Consider the following 18,409-nt stretch of genomic DNA (forward strand, 5'->3'; position numbering starts at 1 on the left):
TCGTCTAGCGGCGGAGCTTGAGGTGATTCGGGAGCGCGGCGTTGCATCCAGCGTCGATGAGCGGGAAGTCGGCTCTGCAGCCGTTGCCGCGCCGATTTTCAATATTCGTGGGGAAGTTCGCGCCTGCTTGTCCATCTCCGGGCCGACGCATCGGTTTGCGCCGGATGTGCTTGGGAAGTTCGAAACGACCGTGAAAGAAGGAGCACAAGCGATTTCAGAAAAACTAGGTTATCGACCATAAGGGGGAGAGCATATGGCGATTTCAAAACGCGCCGTCCGTGTGCGCAATGTCTTGATCGGGGGAGACGAACCGTGCATTTGCGCCCCGGTCGTCGGAGCGGACGCGGAGCAAGTGTTAGAGGAAACAAGGCAAATCAGCGCGAAAAAGCCGCATCTCATTGAATGGAGGGCGGACTTTTTCGAGGCGATTCAGGACGAACAGCAAGTGGCGGCAACGGCGAGAAAGATGCGGGCGATTGCCGGAGACATCCCGATTTTGTTTACGGTTCGTTCCGAACTGGAGGGCGGCCGACCGATTTCCTTGACAGAAGAGGAAAAGCTTCGGTTGTTTGAAACTGTATGCCAAAGCGGCGCGATCGATTTGCTTGATTACGAGCTTGTCCATGAGCCGCATGTCCCCGCAGTCCGGGAGCTGACGCGCCGCTATGGGGTGCGCCTTGTGCTGTCCTATCATAATTTTACTGATACGCCCTCGAAGGAAGAGCTTGTTGCGAAAATGCGCCAAGCTGAGCAATGCGGCGCTGATATCGCGAAAGCGGCTGTGATGCCAAAATCGCGGGGGGATGTGCTCGTGCTGCTGCAGGCGACGGAAGAGGCGCGGCAAGAGGTGGAAATTCCGCTCATCACGATGTCGATGGGGGCATTGGGCGCCATCACCCGCCTGGCGGGCGGATTGTTCGGCTCTGCTGTCACCTTCGCAGTCGGGCGGCAAAGCTCGGCGCCCGGGCAAATTCCGATTGAAGACGTCCGGACCGCTTTGTCGGTCATCATGAAATACAGCCAATAATTGGACCTTTAGGGGGAGGAGAGCATCATGGGGCGTTTGCCGTTGGAAGGCGTCAAAGTGCTCGATGTGTCAACGATGATCGCGGCGCCGTTTGGAGCGGTTTTGCTCGGTGATTTTGGCGCCGATGTCATCAAGGTGGAATTGCCAGGGAAAGGGGATACGCTCCGCCATGTCGGGCCGTTCAAGGACGGTGAGCCGCTTCGCTGGCCCGGGCTGGCGCGCAATAAACGGTCGCTCACGTTGGATTTGCGCAAAGAAGAAGGAATGAACATTTTTAAAGAGCTCGTCCGCCACGTCGATATTGTCATTGAAAACTTCCGTCCCGGCACGCTCGAAAAATGGGGCGGCGGATATGAAGAACTGAAGCGGATCAATCCGAAGCTGGTGATGATTCGCGTCTCGGGCTACGGGCAAACGGGTCCGTTTCGCGAGAAAGCCGGATTCGGTACACCGGCAACGGCGTTCAGTGGGTTTACGTATTTGCAAGGGTATCCGGATCGTCCGCCGGTCAGCCCATCGTTTTCGTTGACGGATTACATTACCGGCATTTATGTGGCGTTTGCGGCGGTGACGGCCATTTACCACCGCGATGTCCATCCGAACGGCGAAGGGCAGATGGTCGATATCGGCCTTTACGAATCGGTGTTCCGCATGATGGAGTTTTTGGTGGCGGAATATGACCAATTGGGCAAAGTGCGCGAGCGGTCGCCGGGATTGTCCGGCCATTCGAGCCCGGCGGGCACGTTTATGACGAAAGACGGGCATTGGGTCGTGCTTGTCACCAGCACCGATTCCACATTCGAGCGGCTGGCGAAGGCGATGGGGCGGGAAGATCTGTTGACGGATGAGAAATTTTGCACAAACGAACGGCGGCTCGCCCATCATGAAGAGACAAACGGCATCGTCGCCGACTGGATCCGCACGAAGACGCGCGATGAATTGCTTCACATTTTGGATGAGCATGGCGTGCCGGTCAGCCCGATTTTGAGCATTAAAGATATTTTTGAGCATCCGCATTACCAAGCAAGGGAAAACATCATCGAAGTCGCCCATCCGCGCCTTGGCAAAATTAAAATGCCCGGCATTGTGCCGAAATTCGAAAAAACACCAGGCGCCATCCGCCGCACTGCTCCGGATTTAGGCGAGCATACCGAAGAGATTTTGCAAACGATGCTTGGCATGTCCAAGGAAGACATTGAGCGGCTGCGAGAAAACGAGATCATATGAATGAACGAACGGCTGCGGCTTTCCGCCTTCCCGGCTCCTTGCCTTGTGCGAGGCTGCCGGGTTTTTTGTTTCGAAGTTTGTTTTCGCGGCAGCCCACGCCTTGCATTGACACTGCTTGCCGCCAGCCTTTATACTTTTGATAGGTGAAAGCGACGGTAAAGCAGGTGATTCGAACGGTGTCAGATAAAAAGCGTTCCCGCGTAACGCTCGAGCAAGTCGCCAAGCACGCCGGCGTGTCGCGGGCGACCGCTTCGCTTGTCGTCCGCGGGAGTCCGAATATTTCGAAAGAAACGCGGGAAAAAGTGCTCCAAGCGATGAAAGAGCTTGACTACGTCTATGACCGCGTGGCGGCCAATTTGCGTTCGCAGCGTTCATCGACGGTCGGGCTGATCATTACGGAGCTTGACAACCCGTTTTTTTCCGAACTGCTTGTCGGCGTCCACGAGGCGCTCGATCAGGAAGGATATACGGTCATTTTAGGCACGACGTTTGACCGGCCAGAAAAACAAGATGCTTTGTTGGCGACGATGCTGGAGCATCGGGTGGGCGGTGTGATCATGAGCCCGGTTCCAGGATGTTCAACCGAGATGCTCGAGCGGCTTCGGCAATGGGACATCCCCGTCGTATTGTTCGCCCGCGAAGAGCTTCCGCCCGGGTTGTTTGATTATATTGGGATTGACAATGTGGCCGGCGGGCGGATGGCGGTCGAGCATTTGCTCGACCGCGGCCATCGGCGCATCGCCTTTATCGGCGGTTCCCCGCAGTCGTCCGTATGGAAGGCGCGCCGGGCAGGATACGGCGACGCCTTGCGCACAGCAGGCATTGAGGTGGATGACACGCTGCTTGTGCCATCGGCGACGACAAGGCAAGGCGGGCGAATGGCGGCCAAACGCGTGCTGCAGCAACCCAACCCGCCGACAGCGCTCTTTTGTTACAACGATGTCGTCGCGTTCGGCGCAATGCTTGGCTTAAAAGAGGAAGGGATCGTTCCGGGGCGCGACATTGCGGTCGTCGGTTTTGACAACATTCAAGAATCCGCGCTGTTTCAACCGCCGCTAACGACGGTGGCTGCATTCCCAGAAAAGATCGGTGCGTGCGCAGCGCGGCGATTGCACGAACGCATGAAAGGGGATGACGGCGAGCCGAAACGGACGATTTTGCATCCGGAGCTCGTTATCCGCCAGTCTTCCGGAAAGAGAGAGTAAAAAGAGGTGAAGCAACGTGGAGAGGCAAACCGCCATCCCGCTCCGCGAGCGAAATATCATTTTGATCGGCTTTATGGGAGCGGGGAAAACAACGATCGGGCAGCTTGTCGCGAAGAAGCTGTACCGCGACTTTATCGATGTCGATGCGGAAATCGAGCGGCGGCACGGGATGACGATTCCGGAGATGTTCGCGCAAAAAGGGGAAGCGTATTTTCGGCAGGTTGAGCGCGAGCTGATCGTTGATTTGTGCACGAATACAAGGTTGAAAATCCTTTCGCTCGGCGGCGGCGCGTATTTGCAGGAAGAGGTGCGGCGCGCCTGTTTGGCCCACGGCATCGTCTTTTTCCTTGACTTGTCGTGGGAGCATTGGAAGGAAGAGCGGCTGCCGCTCATTGTCGACAGCCGGCCGGTGTTGAAAAACAAAACGTTGGAAGAAGTGGAGCAGCTCTTTTTCCAGCGCCAATCGGCCTATGCGCTCCACCATTCCCGCGTCATTATCAATGAGCTCGAGGCTGAACAGGCGGCGGACCAAATTGTTCAGTCGATTAAATGGACGTGGGATGTGTACGAGCCGAACCGTTGAGAGGATTTAGCCAAGGTATATAAGGAAGATGGCAAGCTGCAGGACGCCGTTCAAACGGCGGAACAAAGCGGCGTCCGCTTGGCGGGAACGGTCGGGCGCGACTATCTTCAAGTATATCGCAATGGACGGTGGGAGCCGCTGCTTATTAAAGGCGTCAACCTCGGCATCAGCAAGCCCGGCGCGTTTCCGGGAGAGGCGAAGATTACGAAGGAAGAATATTTCCGCTGGCTGCAATACATCGGGGCGATGGGCGCAAACGCCATCCGCGTCTATACGATCCACCCGCCGGCGTTTTACGAAGCGCTTTACGAGTACAACCAAATAGCGAAGCAGCCGCTTTATTTGTTCCATGGCGTCTGGATCGATGAAGGGGCGATGCTGCGGACGAAGGATGTGTGGGCGCCCGAAGTGAACGAAGCGTTTCGCACCGACATTCGCCGCACGATTGACCTCGTTCATGGCAAGGCCCGCATTCCAAAACGGCCGGGTCATGCCGGCGGGGTGTACCGATACGACCTTTCCCCGTATGTTCTCGGCTGGATTTTCGGCGTCGAGTGGGATCCGGACGTTGTGGCGGCGACGAACGAAAAACACCCGAAGCAGGGCGACTACCGCGGCAAATACGTGTACACGAAAGGAGCGAGCCCGTTTGAGGCATGGCTGGCCCGCGTGATCGACGAAGCGGTGGCGTATGAAACGGAGACATACGGCTGGCAGCGGCCGGTCAGTTTTACGAATTGGGTGACGACCGACCTCCTCCGCCATCCGGCCGAACCGTTTGTGAAAGAAGATTTTGTTTCCGTCAACCCCAATGTCATGTACGCCACTCACGAGCTGCAGGCCGGGTTGTTTGCATCATATCACATTTATCCGTATTATCCGGATTTTTTCAACCGTGAGGAAAAATACGTCAGCTATGTTGACCAACGCGGCGAGCGCAACAGCTATGCCGCCTACTTGCATGACATGAAGGCGGCGCACCGGATGCCGATTTTGGTCGCTGAATTTGGCGTTCCTTCTTCGCGCGGCATGGCGCATCGAAATGTGCACGGGAAAAATCAGGGGTTTTTGTCGGAACAGGAGCAAGGAACGATCGACCGGGAGCTGTTTGAGGACATCGTCCATGAGCGGATGGCGGGAGGGCTGTTGTTTTCCTGGCAGGATGAATGGTTCAAGCGGACGTGGAACACGATGGAGTACGACAGCCCGAACCGGCGGCCGTTTTGGCTGAACGCGCAGACGAACGAACAACATTTTGGGCTGCTTCGGTTTGAGCCAGGTCCAAGCGCGGCCGCGATGATTAAAGTTGACGGACGGAAAGACGATTGGACGTTCAATGGAATCCGGCCGGTTTGGACAGAGGGCAAGCGGGCGCTGTACGTCACAAGCGATGAAGGGTATTTGTATGTGCGGCTTGACAGCGGACGCATCACCGATCGGACGACGGTCTACATGGCGTTTGATACGATTCCGAATCAAGGGCAATCGCGTCTGCCCGGCCTGTCTGGCGTCCGGACAGCGGGAATCGACTTTGCCTTGGTCATTCATGGAAAACAGAGCGCCCGTCTGCTTGTCGACAGCTACTATGACACGTTTTACTTCCATTACGGAAAAGAGCTGCATATGATGCCGGCGGCGCCGTACGCCAATCGCAAAGATAACGGCGTCTACCACCCGATTCGCCTGACATTGAACAAAAAATTGGAAGAAGCCCGCGGCAAGGCCGTGCCGTTCGACTCATATGAAACCGGGGTGTTGCGGTTTGGCACGGCCAACCCCGACGATGCGGCGTACGATTCACTCGCGGATATCAGCGTCAGCCGCAATGGCGATATGTACGAAATCCGCCTGCCATGGGCGCTTTTGAACGTGACCGACCCGAGCCGGCGCGAGGTGATGGGCGACATGTGGTCGAAAGATGGCTTGAAGAGCCGGCGGATCGTCGCGGGCATCCGTCTCGGTGTGTACGTCGCGGGCGAGGGCAGTTCGTTTTCTTTCCCGGCGATGAACGGGAATGTGCTGCCGGCCGCGCGATTTTATGAGTACACGTGGCCGGTGTGGGAGGCGCCGCGCTATCATGAGCGGCTGAAGCGGTCGTATGAGGTGATGAAAGAGGTGTTTTCACGCGTGGGCATCGCAATACAGCAGGGGGCGGAATAAAAAGAAAAGCGCTTGCCTCCTCTCGACATCATGATCATTCATCAAAGCAAGCGCCTGTTCAAACAACAGAAGACAGAAGTCAAACCAACCGTCAAGCAGGAAAGCGCGGGCGGCCGGTTTGGCTTTTTTCGTTTTTTAAGAGATTTCGTTTTGTCCAGCCCGGGAACGGAGTTTTCGTTCATGTTGGAGGGTTTTGCGGGCGAGGAAGTCGACGGTTTCCTGTGTTTCCGACCATTCAAGGCGCCAATAGTTCATTTTCGTTTCCAAGCGCTCAAACCGAGCGTCGGTGCGTTTTTCCAGATCCAAGAGTTTTTGGTGCAACCGGTCTTCCGTTTCGCGAATTTTGGCATACAGCCGATTTTCTGTATCTTGGATCTCCGCGCGCAGTCGGTTTTCTGTGTCTTGGATTTCAGCGCGCAGTCGATCTTCCATTTCCTTCATTTGTTTCTGGATTTTTCCGGAATGCAAGTCGAGCGCCTTTAAAATTTGTTGCACCATGGTGGCTCCTTCCACACGATTCACCTCCCTTCGCCTTTTATCATAGCACACGTCTGCGGCCAGCGAAATGAAAACCTTGTCCATTCGCTCGATTTTTTCACCAAACTTTCACCAACACGGGGTAACGTAACGGCAGGAGACGAAGAACGTGACGGAAAGGGAGAGTCGATGAAGAACATAAAATGGAAATGGGATGGATGGATTACGGCGATCATGGCATGGTCAGCTTTTTTGCACTTCTATCAAATGGGAAACAGCGGTTCCAATGTGTATTATACGGCGGCGGCGAAAAGCATGGCTGCAAGTTGGAAGGCGTTTTTCTTCGCCGCGCTTGATCCAGAGGGATTCATTACCGTTGATAAGCCTCCGGCCGCGCTTTGGCTGCAGGCGTTGAGCGTGAAAGTGTTCGGAGTGAGCGATTTTAGCGTGCTTCTTCCGGAAGCGTTGGCGGGGGTTGCCTCGACGTGGATGATGTACGTCATCGTCAAGCCGTGGGCGGGTCGGATAGCGGCGCGCTGGGCAAGCTTCATTTTTTCCTGCACCCCGGTGTTTGTGGCCGTGCGCGTACGAACAACATTGACGCCGTATTGGTGTTTACGCTGCTTGTCGCGGTTTGGATGTTGATGAAAGCCGTCATGACCAAGCGGCTCGCATGGCTGATCGGCAGCTTTGCGGTCGTTGGGGTGGGGTTTAATATGAAAATGCTGCAGGCGTACATGGTGCTGCCGGCGTTTTACTTGTTCTATTGGTTGGCGGCGAAAACATCGTGGAAAAAACGGACGGGCCATTTGGCGATGGCCACGGTCGTGCTGCTTGCCGTTTCCCTTTCGTATGCGGGAGCTGTCGCTTTGATTCCGGCCGATAAACGTCCGTACATTGGCGGCAGCAAAACCAATTCGGTGTTGGAGCTGGCCCTAGGCTACAACGGCATTGAACGGCTGACGGGGGAGGCCGGGCCGGGCGGCAGAATGGGGACGGATTTTAATGGGAGAGAGAGGTTGACAGAAACGAGCGGCATCACTGCACCGTCAAACGATGGAGACAATGGCGCATTTCCTTCAGAAGGAGCACCGCCTTCGATGTCCGGAGCGCCAGGAGCCCCTCCTTCTGCTCCAGGAGGCGGCATGGGCGGAATCGGCCGCGGCGAGATTGGCGATCCCGGCGTTTTTCGGCTGTTCCAGCTTCCTTTAGCCGGACAAGCGAGTTGGCTGCTGCCGTTTGTTATGGTGGTAGCTGTCGGATGGATGGCTGATGTATGGCGCCGCCGCCAAATAACGTTGTTTCATCGTTTCTTGCTCTTTTGGCTTGCTTGGCTTGGACCGATGATGGTGTTTTTCAGCATCGCCGGGTTTTACCATCGTTACTATTTAAGTATGCTGGCTCCGGCGATTGCAGTGTTGGTGGGAGCCGGAGGAAAGATGCTCGCTTCGTTTGGAACCGGTGAACGTCGAATGTCATGGCTGTTTCCGACGGCTCTTTTGGCCACTTATGCGTTTGATATATGGATTGCTTGGCAATACAACCACTCATTGTCGGCCGTGTGGCCGATGGCAGTTGGATTTTACGGACTGGCGATCGTTTGCCTCTGGTTGGCGATGGAAGGGCGCGAGCGCTGGCAGCGAATCGTCTATGCGGCCGCGCTGTTTGGTTTGCTTGTGCTGCCGGCGTATTGGTCGCTCACACCTGTGTTGTACGGAACAAACAGCACGATCCCATATGCAGGGCCCGATTTACGCCGGGAAGGAGGCGCCATGCTGACTGCAGCGATGCCGGCGGGGCAGGACGGGCGCTGGCGGCAAGGGCAAAGGGATGTGCATTCGGATGAAGGGACTGAGCTTGGAGGCCGCCATTCATTGGCCGCTTTAGTGGCTTATTTAGAGCAACACGCTGGAAAAACCAAATACTTGGCCGCGACCATTCGAGCAACCGAAGCGGCGGAGATGATGCTTCATACCGACCGCGCGGTGATGGCGATGGGTGGATTTGGGGGAACCGATCCAGTGTTGACCCCCGCGAAGTTGGAGAAGATGGTCCAAAACGGCGAGGTGAAGTATTTCCTTCTCTCCGGAGAGGGACGGGGCGACAATGAGCTGGTGCAATGGATCAAAACGCATTGCCAAGAAGTGCCGTCGTCACAATGGGGCGGTGGGCAAAGCGAGACCTTTGGCGGCATGGGCCGCGGAGGAATGACGCTGTACGTGTACAACGGCTAGCATCTGGTGCTCGAGTATGTTGGCGAATACTTCGATAACGTTTTTCCACTTGCAACGGAAGCGCCGTGCGGTTTTTCGCGAAATCATGGGACGTCGCACGCGAAAAGCTGCGCTTTGAGCACGATGGTGCAAAACGATGCGGTTTGCATCGCTCTCTTTTTTCGGGTGTGAGGATAGAGGCGTGTGTGAGCTGTCTTTTCGCAGAAAAAGGCAAGAAGCGAACGAAGGAGGGGACATGAATGGCGACCTATTCTGTCATTATCCCTGTATATAATGAGGCGCTGGTCATCCGCGAGACGTACCGGCGGTTGAAAACTGTCATGGAGCAAACGGACGAACCGTATGAATTGTTGTTCATTAACGACGGCAGCACGGATGAGACGCTGGAGATCTTGAGGGAATTGGCCGTGAAGGATGACACCGTGAAGTACATTGACTTTTCCCGCAATTTTGGCCACCAAATCGCCATTACCGCAGGGATGGACTATGCCTCGGGCCAAGCGATCATCGTCATTGACGCTGATTTGCAAGACCCCCCCGAGCTTATTTTAGAGATGATCGAACGCTGGAAGGAAGGGTATGAAGTGGTGTATGCCCGGCGCGTCAAGCGGAAGGGCGAGACGGTGTTCAAAAGATGGACGGCTTACGTGTTTTATCGCTTGCTGCGAGCGGCGACTGAAATCGACATTCCGGTCGATACAGGCGATTTTCGCCTTATTGACCGGAAAGTGTGCGATCAGTTACGCTATATGAGAGAGCGAAGCCGGTTTGTTCGGGGGCTGGTAAGTTGGGTCGGCTTCCGGCAGACGGCGGTTGAATACGAGCGGGAGCCGCGTTTCGCCGGCGAGACGAAATACCCGCTCAAAAAGATGATCCGTTTTTCGCTTGATGGCATTACCTCGTTTTCATACAAGCCGTTGAAGCTAGCGAGTTGGCTTGGGTTCTTGATGTCGGCGGCCAGTGTGGTGGGGATGTTCGTTGTCCTTTACCTTAAATGGTTTGCCCATTCAACGGTCGCCGGCTGGGCGTCGTTGTCGATGGTCATGCTGCTTGGCAACGGGGTGACACTGCTCATGCTCGGCGCGATTGGCGAATATATCGGCCGGATTTACGATGAAGTGAAAGAGCGTCCGCTCTATATTGTCAACGAAACGTGGGGAGTCGGAACGAAACATGAACGAAAGCCTTCATATATTCCGTAAAGAAAAACAAGCCGTATGGCGGTTTGGCCTCGTTGGGGTGAGCAATACCGCGGTGGACTTCGCCGTCTTTTTTTTGTTGACTGCTGCAGGCGCTAAGGCGGCGGTTGCCCAAGCCGTTGCCTACGGCGCCGGGATGGCGAACAGCTACATTTGGAATCGGCGTTGGACGTTTCAAGTGAGACGAAAGGCCAATATGAAGGAAGTTTTGCGCTTTCTTGCCGTCAACGGGCTGTCGTTCGGCGCATCGCTTGCCGTTTTGCTGGCCGCGGAACGGCTCGCGCCGCTCTGGCTGGCGAAACTGGCGGCGACGATCGCCGGGATGGCGGTGAACTTTATCGGCAGCCGTTATTGGGTTTTTGTGGAGACGGGAAAATAAGAAAACGATCCGGAAGCCATGCGTTGGGTCCGGATCGTTTTATGCTTTAGAAGGCTGGTGATTTACGGGAGTAGGTCGCTTCCTAGCATCATTTTTCAAATAGAAAACCCCTGTGGCATCGGTACCGCTTTTCACACGTTCCCCCATCGATCAAGGGAAACAGCTGTTTTTTTACCAGCCTTTTAGAGCACTGGTGAAAAACGACCGATTTCGCTGAACCCGTTGCTTTCAGTATGAAAGAGAAGCGCTGATTTTGCCAGCCTTTTCGAAACTTGGTGAAAAAAGAAGCCGTCTTCGTTGCAGCCATCGTTATGACTCCCGAATTTGCCCCGTCCCGTACACGAGCGATTTCGTTGTCGTGATGGCGACAAGCCCCATCGGACCGCGGGCGTGCAGCTTTTGCGTGCTGATGCCGATTTCCGCTCCGTAGCCGAACTGTTCGCCGTCCGTGAAGCGGGTGGAGGCGTTATGGTACAAGACCGCCGCGTCGACCGCTTGGAAAAAGCGGCGGACGTTCGCTTCGTTTTCGGTGATGATCGCTTCCGAGTGCTTCGTCCCGTAGCGGCGGATATGGGCAATCGCCTCATCGACATCGGCGACGAGCTTAACCGCTAAAATCGGCGCCAAATATTCCGCATGCCAGTCGTCTTCCGTCGCCGGTTTGATGAACGGGTGCGATGACGCGAGGCGGTCGTCGCCGCGCAGCTCGACACCGCGGGCGTGCAGCGCCTCAAGCAAGTCGTCGGCATATGGCCAACGCTCATGGATGAGCACCGTTTCGATGGCGTTGCAGACGGACGGACGCTGCAATTTGGCGTTCAGGACGATGTTGATCGCCATTTGCCGCTCGGCTGATTCGTCGATGAACATATGACAGTTGCCGACGCCGGTTTCAAGCACGGGCACGGTGGCGTTTTCGACGACCGAGCGGATGAGCCCGGCGCCGCCGCGCGGATGAGCACATCCAAATAGTCATTGAGGCGGAACATCTGTTGTGCCGTTTCCCGGCGCGTGTCTTCGAGCAGTTCAATGGCCGCATCGGGCACGGCGGTGGTGCGGAGCGCCCCTTTCATGACGGAAACAAGCGCTTTGTTCGAATGAAGCGCTGACGAGCTGCCGCGAAGCAGGACGGCGTTTCCGGTTTTCAGGCAAAGGCTGGCGGCATCGACCGTGACGTTCGGCCGCGCTTCATACACCATGCCGATGACGCCAAGCGGCACGCGCACCGTTTGGATGCGAAGCCCGTTCGGCCGCGTCCATTCCTCGACGATTTCTCCGACCGGGTCGGGAAGGGAAGCGACTTGGCGGACGCCGCCGATGATTTGGTCCAGGCGTTCATTGGTGAGTTGGAGCCGGTCAAGCAAAGCCGGTGACAGCCCTTGCTCGCGGCCTTGGGCCATATCTTTTTCGTTTTCTTGCAAAATGAAGGCGCGTTCGCGGTCAAGCGCTTGGGCGATTTGTTCCAATGCGGCGTTTTTTTCCTCTGTTGACAGCATAGCCAGCGTCTGCGACGCGGCTTTCAGACGCTCGGCTTTTTCAAGCAGTTCGGTCATTTGAATACACTCTCCTTTCGCAACGTGACCCAATTGTCGCGGTGAATGACTTCCGGGCGGTGCAAGTACGAGTATTGCCGCGCTTCCTCGCTCGGAAGTCCTTTTACTTTTTCTAAATCGGCGGCGGCATAATACACTTGGCCGCGGCCGATCGTGATCCCTTTCTCATTGACAACATCGACGACATCCATCGCATGAAAGTCGCCGGAAACGGCCGTGACGCCGGCGGGAAGCAAGCTTTTGCCGCGCGCAAGGAGCGCTTCCTCCGCGCCGCTGTCGACGGTGATCGTGCCGGCGACAGGCGCGTGATACGCGATCCATTGCTTGTGCATTTGCATTTGCTTCGGAAATGGGGCGCCGATGTACGTCCCATCACCTTTTCCGGCTAAAATATCGGCGAGTGCTTCTTTGCCTCGCCCGGTGCCGATAAAGACGCTGACGCCGAAGGACAACGCTTTTTGAGCGGCGAGAAGCTTTGAGCGCATGCCGCCGGTGCCGACTGCCGAGCCGCTGCCGCCGGCCGCTTCGATCATTTCGTCGGTAATGTGCGGCAAAAAGGCGTATTTTTTCGCCTGTGGATTCGTTTTCGGGTTGGCGTCATACAGCCCGTTAATATCGGTGAGCAAAACGAGCGCATCGGCGTGCAAAAAGCCGGCGACAAGCGCCGACAGCATATCGTTGTCGCCAAACGTCAATTCTTCAACGGAAACGGAGTCGTTTTCATTGATGATCGGGATCGCCCCGTGTTCGAGCAGCGTCGTCATCGTGGCGAACAAGTTGCGAAACCGTTCGCGGCTGTAAAAGTCGCTGCGCGTCAACAACAATTGGGCGGCCGTGAAGCCAAAGCGGGCGAACGCCGAGCTGTACGCCTGCATAAGCAAGCTTTGCCCGACGGCAGCCGCGGCCTGTTTGCCGGCGATCGTCGTCGGCCGCGCCGGGTAGCCGAGCGGCCCGAACCCGGCGGCGACAGCGCCGGACGTGATGAGAATGACGTCATGGCCGAGCTGTTTCAGATAGGCGATGGCTTCAACATGGCCGTGCAGCTTGTCGCGGCAAAGGCCACCTTTCGGATCGGTGAGCGAGCTGCTGCCGATTTTGACCACCACGCGCTGCCGTTTCATCGCGTTCCTCCCTCCTTTGCGTGTTGAATGGCATGAGTTGGATTGCCTAGCCGTCCTGCGAAGCGGCCGGCCAATAAAAAACGCTTTTCCTCCTTTCGCAAAAGGACGGAAAAGCGTTCCGCGGTACCACCTTTTTTGGCGCCTAAAGCGCCCCCTCGAGCCTGTAACGCAGGCGTGCGGCTTATGTTTGCATAAGCGGCCGTCTAGGGCAGGTTCAACCGGCTTCCCGCGAGGAACCTTCCAGCCTATGGGTTCCACTCTCTGGCGCGTTCCCTCGGTTTACTAGTCCCGTGCCGTTCCTGTTGTTTTCTTGTCAAGGAGTGCAATTTGTAAGAAATTATGACGCCAAATGCTCCGGTTGTCAAGAGGAAAGGCTGATTTTTCTGACTTGTTTTTTCGAAGCGGATTTTGAAAACGCATTCATAATAAAGGTAATTGTCTTTCTATTAGAAAAAGTGGTACAATACTAGCAATCAATCAAACCGCATGATGGAGGGACCGATGATGAAAAAACGGCGCAGCGACATGATCAAAAAAGGATTTGACCGTGCTCCGCACCGAAGCCTATTGCGAGCGGCGGGCGTAAAAGAAGAAGACTTTGATAAACCGTTTATTGCGGTGGTGAATTCATACATCGACATTATTCCGGGGCACGTTCACTTGCAAGAGTTTGGGAGAATCGTGAAAGAAGCGATTCGCGAAGCGGGCGGCGTGCCGTTTGAAATGAACACGATCGGCGTTGACGACGGTATTGCGATGGGCCATATCGGGATGCGCTATTCGCTGCCGAGCCGGGAAATCATCGCCGATTCGATCGAAACGGTTATCTCGGCGCATTGGTTTGACGGCATGGTGTGCATTCCGAACTGCGACAAAATTACGCCGGGAATGATGATGGCGGCGATGCGTCTTAACATTCCGACGATTTTCGTCAGCGGGGGACCGATGAAAGCCGGCGTGACGAAGGATGGGCGGAAAATTTCACTGTCATCTGTATTTGAAGGCGTCGGGGCGTATTTAGGGGGAACGCTCGATGAGAAAGGGCTTGAAGAACTCGAACGGTACGGCTGTCCGACGTGCGGATCGTGCTCGGGCATGTTTACGGCCAACTCGATGAACTGTCTCGCTGAAGCGCTCGGGCTTGCACTGCCGGGCAACGGCACGATTTTGGCGGTCGACCCAGCGCGCAAAGAGCTTGTCCGCCAGTCGGCGAAACAGCTCATGTATTTGATCGAGCATGACATTAAACCGCGCGACATCGTCACCGAAAAAGCGATCGACAATGCGTTTGCCCTCGACATGGCGCTTGGCGGCTCGACGAATACGGTGCTGCATACGCTGGCGATCGCCAACGAAGCCGGCATCGAGTACTCGCTTGAGCGCATCAACGAAGTGGCGGCGCGCGTGCCGCATTTGGCCAAACTCGCCCCGGCGTCGGACATCCATTACATCGAAGACTTGCATGAAGCGGGCGGCGTTTCGGCCGTGTTGAACGAGCTGGCGAAAAAAGAAGGCACGCTTCATTTAGATACGCTCACCGTCACGGGCAAAACGCTCGGGGAAAACATCGCCGGCTGCGAAGTGAAAAACTATGACGTCATCCGGCCGATTGACAACCCGTATTCGGAAACGGGCGGGCTCGCCATTTTGTTTGGCAACCTGGCGCCGGACGGCGCCGTCATTAAAACCGGGGCGGTGCAAGGCGGCATCACGCGCCATGAAGGGCCCGCGATCGTCTTCGACTCCCAAGAGGAAGCGCTCGAGGGCATTGCCAGCGGGAAAATCAAGCCGGGACATGTTGTCGTCATCCGCTACGAAGGGCCAAAAGGCGGCCCAGGGATGCCGGAAATGCTGGCGCCGACGTCGCAAATCGTCGGCATGGGGCTCGGCACCAAAGTGGCGCTTGTCACTGACGGCCGCTTCTCCGGCGCCTCGCGCGGCCTATCCGTCGGCCACGTTTCACCGGAAGCGGCCGAAGGCGGGCCGATCGCGTTCATCCAAGACGGCGACATCATCGAGATTGACACGGTGAAACGGACGATCAACGTCAAGCTGTCCGATGAAGAGCTCGAACGGCGGAAGGCGAACTGGAAAGGCTTTGAACCGAAAGTGAAAACCGGCTATCTCGCCCGCTACTCGAAACACGTCACCTCGGCGAGCACGGGGGGGATTATGAAAATTTAGGCGAAATAGGATCAAGGAAGGCGGCGCTCCATCAGCATGAGCGCCGCCTTCCTTTTTCATGTTCAAACCCTTAATAAAAGCCCAAGTCGCCATCCCTCTTCTTCATGCTTTTGCCTGTTTGGCGCCTTAAAAAAGTATTGACATTTTAAAATATTTCACCTATTTTAAAATTAAATATGATAATTTAAATATATAACGTTTATATAACGTTATATATTTAACATTTTTGAAAGCGCTTTAAGATAGGGGGCGGAAACGATGATTTTGCATGATATCGAAACGGCTGCGCGCAGCGAGCTTGAGGCTCTCCAGCTTGAGCGGCTGCGGGCGGACGACGGCGCGCATGTCGCGGGTCAAAGGGCGGGTTGACGACATGATCATCATCCGCGGCGTCAATGTGTTTCCATCGGAAATTGAGCACCATCTGCTTCGCGTCTCGGAACTGGCTCCGCACTATCAGCTGCATCGTCTCCGCCACGGTCATTTGGAAGCGCTCGAGTTGCATGCGGAAGTGACCGATCGTTTTTACAGCGAGGTCGGCGGAGATTTGCAAAGCGAGCAGGCTGCTCTGCTTGCCCAGCGCATTCAGTCATTGTTGAAAACGCACTGTCTCATTTCGATTGACGTCCGTCTCCATTCGCCGAAAACGCTCCCGCGCTCAGAAGGGAAAGCGGTCCGCATCGTTGACCGCCGCCATCTTGAAGCGCCGCAATCCATCTGACTAGAGAAAGAAAAAAACGATTGCAAAATATATAACATTAAAATATAATAACGTTAAACAAACGTTATATATTTTAAACGAGAGGTGGATGGGGGATGGCGGCTATGATGACGTTCACCCGCCTGTCAGATGAGGAGAAATACGAACGGTTTATGCAGCGCATCGAGGCGGGAGAGAAGATCGAAGCCGATGACTGGATGCCTGACGAATATCGGACGGCGCTCATCAAGCTCATTGCCATGCATGCGGTGAGCGAAATTATGGGAGCGCTTCCGGAAAAAGAATGGGTGCCGAAAGCGCCGTCGCTGCGCCGCAAGCTCGGCATTATGGCGAAAGTGCAGGATGAAATGGGGCACGGCCAGTTGCTGCTGCGGGTGGCGGAAGATTTGATGGCGCCGCTTGGCAAAACGCGGGAAGATATTCTCGAAGATTTATTGAACGAACGGTTGAAGTTTCACAATGTCTTTCATATGGCGGCGCGACATGGGCGGATGCCGGGTTGATCGGCTGGCTCGTCGACGGAGCAGCGATTATGACGCAGACGAACATGCTCGATGCCTCGTACGGACCGTATGCGCGGGCGCTGAAGCGCATTTGCGCCGAGGAGGTGTTTCACGCCCAGCACGGCGAGTCGATTATTTTGGCGCTCGCCGAAGGGACGAAGGAGCAAAAAGAGATGCTCCAAGAGGCGCTCAACCGTTGGTGGGAGGCGCTGCTTATGTTTTTCGGTCCGCCGACGGCCGATACGACAGGAACCTCGAAGCAAGACATCACGATCAAATACCGCATCCGCACGAAAACGAACGAGCAGCTGCGTCAAGACTTTTTCACGAAATACGTGCCGCGCATTTGGGCGCTCGGACTGAAGATTCCTGATGAGACCATGCATTTTGACAAAGAGAAGGGCCAATGGATTTACCGGCAGCCGGATTGGGAGCGGTTTAAAGAAATCATCCGCAACAACGGACCGAAGTCGCAGGAGCGGCTTGAGCTTCGGCGGACGGCGTACAAGCAAAACGCGTGGGTGCGTGAGGCGCTTGGCGCGGTCCGGACGGCTGGATGAGGAGGGATGGCCATGGCGGGAAAAGAACAAGGATTTTATCAAGTGTTTGAAGTGTTCAGCCGCAAAGCGCCGGATGCACCGATGCAGCATCAATTCAGTTTGCTTGCCCCTAATGAGGAGATCGCGCTCGTGATGGCGCAGGAGAACTTTATGCGCCGCGAGCCGGTTTCCGACCTTTGGGTTGTGAGGCGGGATTATATCCGGCGGATCAACGAAGAGGAAAAAGCGGCGCTCAAACGGCTTGACAACAAAGATTATCGTCTGACGCGGGGATATGGGGATGTGAAGAAACGATGGCGCAAATATGAACAAGAGGCATTTGATGAGAAGGAAATTTTGTCATGGAAAGGCGAGATTCAGCGATGAGCAAAACACAAGTCCATTTTCATCCCGATGGTCAGGAAGCGCTTGTCGAGCTGTTGTTTCAGCTTGCCGATGATGATTTTTTGCTGGCCTACCGCGGCTCGGAATGGCTTGGGTTGGCGCCGCATATCGAGGAGGACATCGCGTTTTCTTCTATCAGCCAGGACACGATGGGGCATGCGGCCATGTATTATCAGCTACTTGAAGATCTTGGCTGTGGATCAGCCGACGAACTGGCGCACGCCCGCCCGGCTGCGGCCCGGCGCAACGCGGTGCTGCTCGAACGGGTAAACGGCCCGGGGCATTATTTGCGCGAGCCTCGCTATGACTGGGCATTCACCGTTGTTCGCCAGTACTTTTATACACAGGCGAAGCGCATCCGTCTTGAATCATTGACAAAAAGTGTGTATACGCCGTTGGCCGAGGTGGCGGCGAAAATTCAAGTGGAGCTGCACTACCATTTGCTTCATTGGCATACGTGGTTTGTCCAGCTGACGAATGCCCCGGGTGAAGCGCGGACGCGAATGACGAAAGCCATCCAAGACGTGGCGGCGGATTTTGCCGGCGTGTTGACGCTTGGGGCGAAGGGAGCGGACATGGTGCGATGGGGATTGATTGACGACGAAAAGGTGCTGACAGAACGGACGATTGCCGCGCTGGCGCCAGCGTTTGCCGAAGTGGGGCTTGATTGGCCGATGCCGTTTGGCATGAAACATGGCAACGGCCGCAACGGCGAACATACGCCGGATTTGGACGAAGCGCTGGCGACGTTGTCAGAAGTATACCGCGCCGTCCCGCATGCGGTCTGGTGATGCCGGCGCCGCTGTTTGCCAACGTGCAGCGTTGGGCATGATGCCTCTTTGTGCCGGCGAGGTGTTTGTTGAAGAAGCAAAACGATGCAACATTGGCGGCG

14 protein-coding genes and 4 pseudogenes are annotated in these 18,409 nt (G+C 55.8%); 15 read left to right on the top strand and 3 right to left on the bottom strand.

What is annotated here, in order from left to right; genetic code table 11:
• From I656_RS0116250 to I656_RS04180, 6 genes are all read left to right on the top strand, one after another.
• Positions 1 to 241 (top strand): IclR family transcriptional regulator C-terminal domain-containing protein (locus I656_RS0116250; protein WP_033006214.1); only part of this gene is annotated, 241 nt, incomplete at its 5' end.
• Positions 242 to 253: 12 nt separating this feature from the next.
• Positions 254 to 1,027, top strand: coding sequence for a type I 3-dehydroquinate dehydratase (aroD, locus tag I656_RS04200; protein WP_020755987.1), 774 nt, complete (start codon positions 254 to 256; stop codon positions 1,025 to 1,027).
• Positions 1,028 to 1,054: 27 nt separating this feature from the next.
• Positions 1,055 to 2,254 (top strand): CaiB/BaiF CoA-transferase family protein, encoded by a 1,200-nt coding sequence (locus I656_RS04195; protein ID WP_020755988.1) that lies wholly within the window; start codon positions 1,055 to 1,057, stop codon positions 2,252 to 2,254.
• A 176-nt stretch (positions 2,255 to 2,430) separates the two neighbouring features.
• Complete coding sequence (locus I656_RS04190) at positions 2,431 to 3,459, top strand: LacI family DNA-binding transcriptional regulator (RefSeq protein ID WP_033006215.1); 1,029 nt, start codon at positions 2,431 to 2,433, stop codon at positions 3,457 to 3,459.
• Between the two features lie 16 nt (positions 3,460 to 3,475).
• On the top strand, positions 3,476 to 4,042 hold the full coding sequence (locus tag I656_RS04185; RefSeq protein ID WP_020755990.1) for a shikimate kinase: 567 nt from the start codon (positions 3,476 to 3,478) through the stop codon (positions 4,040 to 4,042).
• Positions 4,043 to 4,120: 78 nt separating this feature from the next.
• Positions 4,121 to 6,202 carry a hypothetical protein gene (locus I656_RS04180; RefSeq protein WP_020755991.1) on the top strand — a complete coding sequence of 694 codons (2,082 nt, stop codon included), beginning with the start codon at positions 4,121 to 4,123 and terminating at the stop codon, positions 6,200 to 6,202.
• Positions 6,203 to 6,337: 135 nt separating this feature from the next.
• Here I656_RS04180 and I656_RS04175 read toward each other — a convergent pair whose 3' ends face one another.
• A complete protein-coding gene (locus I656_RS04175) occupies positions 6,338 to 6,715 on the bottom strand; it encodes a hypothetical protein (RefSeq protein WP_033006216.1) in 378 nt (125 codons plus the stop codon).
• 153 nt (positions 6,716 to 6,868) lie between these two features.
• Here I656_RS04175 and I656_RS04170 point away from each other — a divergent pair.
• From I656_RS04170 to I656_RS04160, 3 genes and pseudogenes are all read left to right on the top strand, one after another.
• A pseudogene (locus tag I656_RS04170) lies at positions 6,869 to 8,913 on the top strand (glycosyltransferase family 39 protein).
• A 239-nt stretch (positions 8,914 to 9,152) separates the two neighbouring features.
• Positions 9,153 to 10,115: a glycosyltransferase family 2 protein gene (locus I656_RS04165; protein WP_020755995.1), complete on the top strand. Its 963-nt coding sequence runs from the start codon at positions 9,153 to 9,155 to the stop codon at positions 10,113 to 10,115.
• Positions 10,087 to 10,491: a GtrA family protein gene (locus I656_RS04160; RefSeq protein WP_020755996.1), complete on the top strand. Its 405-nt coding sequence runs from the start codon at positions 10,087 to 10,089 to the stop codon at positions 10,489 to 10,491. Before I656_RS04165 ends, I656_RS04160 begins: the two co-directional genes overlap by 29 nt.
• Before the next feature lie 309 nt (positions 10,492 to 10,800).
• On the opposite strand, the pseudogene I656_RS0116255 reads toward I656_RS04160, so the two are convergent.
• Positions 10,801 to 12,044, bottom strand: a pseudogene (locus I656_RS0116255) (glutamate-5-semialdehyde dehydrogenase).
• Entirely contained in the window at positions 12,041 to 13,165 is a 1,125-nt protein-coding gene (proB, locus tag I656_RS04155; RefSeq protein ID WP_033006218.1) for a glutamate 5-kinase, read from the bottom strand. The pseudogene I656_RS0116255 and the gene proB overlap by 4 nt, the downstream one beginning before the upstream one ends.
• A gap of 504 nt (positions 13,166 to 13,669) precedes the next feature.
• Between proB and ilvD the strand changes: the two genes are divergently transcribed.
• The 6 genes and pseudogenes from ilvD to paaC all read left to right on the top strand — a co-directional run bounded on the left by ilvD (position 13,670) and on the right by paaC (position 18,308).
• Positions 13,670 to 15,349 (top strand): dihydroxy-acid dehydratase, encoded by a 1,680-nt coding sequence (gene ilvD, locus I656_RS04150; RefSeq protein ID WP_033006220.1) that lies wholly within the window; start codon positions 13,670 to 13,672, stop codon positions 15,347 to 15,349.
• 258 nt (positions 15,350 to 15,607) lie between these two features.
• A complete protein-coding gene (locus tag I656_RS19835; RefSeq protein ID WP_164832339.1) occupies positions 15,608 to 15,718 on the top strand; it encodes a phenylacetate--CoA ligase in 111 nt (36 codons plus the stop codon).
• Positions 15,672 to 16,070 (top strand): annotated as a pseudogene (locus tag I656_RS04145) (ABC transporter permease); the annotation flags it as partial. The gene I656_RS19835 and the pseudogene I656_RS04145, both read left to right, overlap by 47 nt.
• Before the next feature lie 197 nt (positions 16,071 to 16,267).
• A pseudogene (gene paaA / locus I656_RS0116260) lies at positions 16,268 to 17,133 on the top strand (1,2-phenylacetyl-CoA epoxidase subunit PaaA).
• Positions 17,134 to 17,145: 12 nt separating this feature from the next.
• On the top strand, positions 17,146 to 17,499 hold the full coding sequence (gene paaB, locus I656_RS04140; RefSeq protein ID WP_014196085.1) for a 1,2-phenylacetyl-CoA epoxidase subunit PaaB: 354 nt from the start codon (positions 17,146 to 17,148) through the stop codon (positions 17,497 to 17,499).
• Positions 17,475 to 18,308: a 1,2-phenylacetyl-CoA epoxidase subunit PaaC gene (paaC, locus tag I656_RS04135; protein ID WP_020756007.1), complete on the top strand. Its 834-nt coding sequence runs from the start codon at positions 17,475 to 17,477 to the stop codon at positions 18,306 to 18,308. The genes paaB and paaC overlap by 25 nt, the downstream gene beginning before the upstream one ends.
• The last annotated feature ends 101 nt before the right edge of the window (positions 18,309 to 18,409 follow it).

This window comes from Geobacillus sp. WSUCF1, from assembly GCF_000422025.1.
GTDB lineage: Bacteria > Bacillota > Bacilli > Bacillales > Anoxybacillaceae > Geobacillus > Geobacillus zalihae.

Coding starts and splice junctions, on each gene's coding strand:
- aroD (WP_020755987.1), top strand. CDS start 254: ATGGCGATTTCAAAACGCGCCGTCCGTGTGCGCAATGTCTTGATCGGG.
- I656_RS04195 (WP_020755988.1), top strand. CDS start 1,055: ATGGGGCGTTTGCCGTTGGAAGGCGTCAAAGTGCTCGATGTGTCAACG.
- I656_RS04165 (WP_020755995.1), top strand. CDS start 9,153: ATGGCGACCTATTCTGTCATTATCCCTGTATATAATGAGGCGCTGGTC.
- I656_RS04160 (WP_020755996.1), top strand. CDS start 10,087: ATGAACGAAAGCCTTCATATATTCCGTAAAGAAAAACAAGCCGTATGG.
- proB (WP_033006218.1), bottom strand. CDS start 13,165: ATGAAACGGCAGCGCGTGGTGGTCAAAATCGGCAGCAGCTCGCTCACC.
- ilvD (WP_033006220.1), top strand. CDS start 13,670: ATGAAAAAACGGCGCAGCGACATGATCAAAAAAGGATTTGACCGTGCT.
- I656_RS19835 (WP_164832339.1), top strand. CDS start 15,608: ATGATTTTGCATGATATCGAAACGGCTGCGCGCAGCGAGCTTGAGGCT.
- paaB (WP_014196085.1), top strand. CDS start 17,146: ATGGCGGGAAAAGAACAAGGATTTTATCAAGTGTTTGAAGTGTTCAGC.
- paaC (WP_020756007.1), top strand. CDS start 17,475: ATGGAAAGGCGAGATTCAGCGATGAGCAAAACACAAGTCCATTTTCAT.